The sequence below is a fragment of the Roseateles sp. P5_B10 genome, assembly GCF_056400485.1.
In genome coordinates, this window is the sequence record NZ_JBFULE010000609.1 from 1 (window position 1) to 3227 (window position 3227).

General features: G+C 65.5%; 3 protein-coding genes and 1 pseudogene. 2 read left to right on the forward strand and 2 right to left on the reverse strand.

Features of this window, described 5'->3' with window-relative positions; translation table 11 throughout:
- Positions 1 to 139: 139 nt before the first annotated feature.
- On the reverse strand, positions 140 to 583 hold the full coding sequence (locus tag AC1DU6_RS24675; RefSeq protein WP_477860294.1) for a VOC family protein: 444 nt from the start codon (positions 581 to 583) through the stop codon (positions 140 to 142).
- 125 nt (positions 584 to 708) lie between these two features.
- On the opposite strand from AC1DU6_RS24675, the gene AC1DU6_RS24680 reads away from it, so the two are divergent.
- On the forward strand, positions 709 to 1611 hold the full coding sequence (locus AC1DU6_RS24680; protein ID WP_477860295.1) for a LysR family transcriptional regulator: 903 nt from the start codon (positions 709 to 711) through the stop codon (positions 1609 to 1611).
- A 26-nt stretch (positions 1612 to 1637) separates the two neighbouring features.
- On the opposite strand, the gene gntR is transcribed toward AC1DU6_RS24680, so the two are convergent.
- Entirely contained in the window at positions 1638 to 2678 is a 1041-nt protein-coding gene (gntR, locus tag AC1DU6_RS24685) for an HTH-type transcriptional regulator GntR (protein ID WP_457325778.1), read from the reverse strand.
- A gap of 247 nt (positions 2679 to 2925) precedes the next feature.
- Between gntR and AC1DU6_RS24690 the strand changes: the two are divergent.
- Positions 2926 to 3227 (forward strand): annotated as a pseudogene (locus tag AC1DU6_RS24690) (TonB-dependent receptor); the annotation flags it as partial.

The following is a 3227-nucleotide window of genomic DNA, read 5'->3' on the forward strand; positions in this document are numbered from 1 at the left end:
CGCACACCCATCGTCACGGATCCCGTTGTCTTGATCTTCTGTAGCGTGTCCGCTTGAGCCGCGCAAGCGCTGGCAACGGCGATGAGGGCAAGAACCAGAATCTTCAATTGATTGCTCCTGTCTGGCGATTGGCGACCGACTACTTCGCGAACAGCATCGCGATGTCGGCAAAGGCCTTGAACTCCAGCGCATTGCCTGACGGGTCGAGGAAGAACATCGTTGCCTGCTCGCCGGGTTCGCCCTTGAAGCGGATGTAGGGCTCGATCACGAACTCGACGCCGGCCGCCTTCAGGCGCGTGGCGGCCGCCTCCCAGTCGGCCATCGGCAGCACGATCCCGAAGTGGCGCACCGGCACGCCGTGGCCATCGACTGCATTGCGCTGTGCGATACCGGTTTCAGCGGGCGCGAGGTGGGCGACGATCTGGTGGCCGTAGAAATTGAAATCGACCCAATCGTCCGCGCTGCGGCCTTCGGGGCAGCCGAGCAGTTCTCCATAAAACTTTCTGGCCAGGGCGATGTCGTGCACCGCGAATGCGACGTGGAACGGGGAAAGGCTGTCGGGATTCTTGGTGGGGGCACGCATCGTCATGGTCTAGGCATTTGGTTGCTGATCGGGGGCGGTGGTGGTGTTCAGTGCTTGAATCCTAGGCAGTCCAGTGAAAAATAAAATCAATATATATTTGCACCAAGTACAAATATTGTTTGTCAATGATCCGCGAACTGAAGACCTTGATGGCCGTCGCACGCGAGGGCACGTTTGCCGCCGCCGGTGCGCAGATTGGCCTTACGCAGGCAGCCGTCAGCGCGCAGATGCAGCGGCTGGAGGCAGAGCTCGGCTTCCAGCTCTTCGACAGGACTGGACGATCGGCGCGTCTCAATGCCATGGGGCAGCAGATGCTGGCGCAAGCCCAGGAACTGCTTCTGCTCTATGGCAACCTGGGGGCCAGCAACACCGGGCCGCAATCGACCGTGCTGCTCAACATCGGCGCCATTGCATCGGTCCAACGCTCGCTGCTACCGGACGCACTCGGGAAGTTCCACAAGCAGCTTCCCAGCTCCCGCACGCGAGTCGTTCCGGGCTTGTCCATGGAACTGTTGAACCTCGTTGATGCCGGCGATATCGCCATGGCAGCGATCATTCGCCCACCGTTCTCGTTGCACAGTGACCTGCGCTGGAGCACGCTCGCGCACGAGCCGTTTCGCCTGCTGGTGCCGCGGCACGTGGCCGGCGACGACTGGGCCCAGCTGCTATCCAGCGAACCGTTCGTCCGATATGACCGCGCCTCGTTTGGCGGGAGGCAGGTCGACCGCTTCCTGCGCGCCGCGCACCTGAGCGTGCAGCAGGTTTGCGAGCTCGACGAACTGGATGCGATCGTGCGGCTGGTGGCCAACGGGGTGGGGGTCGCGCTGGTGCCGCAGACCGCCACGCATCGCAGGTGGCCCGCGGCGGTACGCGCGATCGACCTCGGGCATCACACCTTCCATCGCGACATCGGCCTCGTTCATCGAGCGAGCCGAAGCCTCAGCGAGCCAGCACGGCTGCTCGCGCAGCTCATTTGCGACGCGTACAGAGGTAGCGCAGCGCTCCGCCAGGTCGAAGATCGCCGGTGACGGCGCCGCGCCACAGCGAGCCGTTCTTAGGTTGACGCCCGCCGCACGACCTGGAAGCCCAGGTCCACGTTGGGCTGCTCCACCGGCTGGCCGCGCATCAGCTTCATCAACATCTGCGCCGCCTGCTCGCCGATCTGACGGCGCGGCGTGGCCACGGTGGTGAGTGGCGGCACCATCTGGTCGCTGCCCGGCAGGTCGTTGAAGCCGGCCACCGCCACGCGGCCAGGCACGGCCACCCCCAGGCGCAAGGCCGCCAGCAGCGCGCCCTGCGCAAGGTCGTCGTTGCAGAAGAAGATGGCGTCGGTCTCAGGCGCCTCGCGCAGCACACGCTCCAGCATCGCGCCACCGAGCGCCATGGACGAGGGCTCTGCGATCAGCACCTTGTTCACGCTCTCGCCCAGGCCGGCTTGCACCAGCGCCTCCTTGTAGCCCTCACCGCGTTCCAAGGTGCGTGGATCGAGCTGGGCGGCAACGTAGACGACGCGGCGCCGACCCGAATCGAGCAGATGCTGCGTGATGGCCCGCCCGGCATCGCGTTGCGAGAAGCCCACGCTGTGGCTGCCCGGCTCCACCTCCATCACATGCACGCAGGGAACGCCGCTGCCCTCGATCAGAGCGGCCGCCGCCGGGCTGCGATCGCGGCCGGTGACGATGAGACCGGCCGGCCGGTGTGCCAGAAAGCTGCGCAGCACGGCCTCCTCTTCGCTGGCGTCGTAATGGGTGACGCCGATCAGCGTCTGGTAGCCAGCCGGCACGAGCGTGGTCTGCACCGCGTCGAGCAGCTCGACGAACAAGGTATTGCTCAGCTTGGGGATCAGCACCGCGACATGGGAGCTGCGGCTGGAGGCCAGCGCGCGGGCGGCCGGATCGGGCACGTAGCCCAGCGCAGTGGCGGCGGCCTGGACGCGCTCGCACAGCTCCTGCGCCACCGCCCGCTCGCCACGCAGGGCCCGCGACACGGTGATGGGGCTGACGCCGGCGGCCTGCGCCACGTCCGCCAGCGTCACCCGGCCGGTGGCCCTGGTGCGTCTGGGGGAGGCGGCTGATGTCGTCTTGCTGCTCGGCATTTCTACATGGTATCCCCCATATCGGAGGGGGAATTCGATGCCTAGGATAGCGCAATCCCGAAACGCGATAGCCCACGGCGCAGCTGTTCAAACCTTGGGGATCGCGTGTTTGGGCGAGTTTCAACCTAAGCCATCCGGTTTTTTTAAGCTTCCCGGACAGCGCTATCCAATAACCAAGTTTGTTTACCGAATACCGGCTCAACGACCACAAGGCAGCGGCCCACCGTGCCACCTCAGGAGACCTCCCATGCGAAATCCCGGTTCCAAGACCCTGATCCATCTGGCGGCCCTCACGGCTTGCGCCGTGCTGGCGCTTCCCGCCCTGGCCCAAAGCGCTGAGACACCGGCCACAACGCCTGACGCCGCGCCAGAGGTCAATCCCGGCGCCAGCGTGCTGAGCACCGTGGTCATTACGGGCTCGCGCATCTCGGCGCGCGGCTTCACGCAACCGACGCCGACCACGCGCCTCACCGCCTCGGATCTCGAGAAGGCGGCTCACCCGAACATTTTCCAGAGCCTCGTTGAGTTGCCTGCGCTCCAGGGCAGCAC

Coding starts and splice junctions, on each gene's coding strand:
- gntR (WP_457325778.1), bottom strand. CDS start 2,678: ATGCCGAGCAGCAAGACGACATCAGCCGCCTCCCCCAGACGCACCAGG.
- AC1DU6_RS24680 (WP_477860295.1), top strand. CDS start 709: ATGATCCGCGAACTGAAGACCTTGATGGCCGTCGCACGCGAGGGCACG.
- AC1DU6_RS24675 (WP_477860294.1), bottom strand. CDS start 583: ATGCGTGCCCCCACCAAGAATCCCGACAGCCTTTCCCCGTTCCACGTC.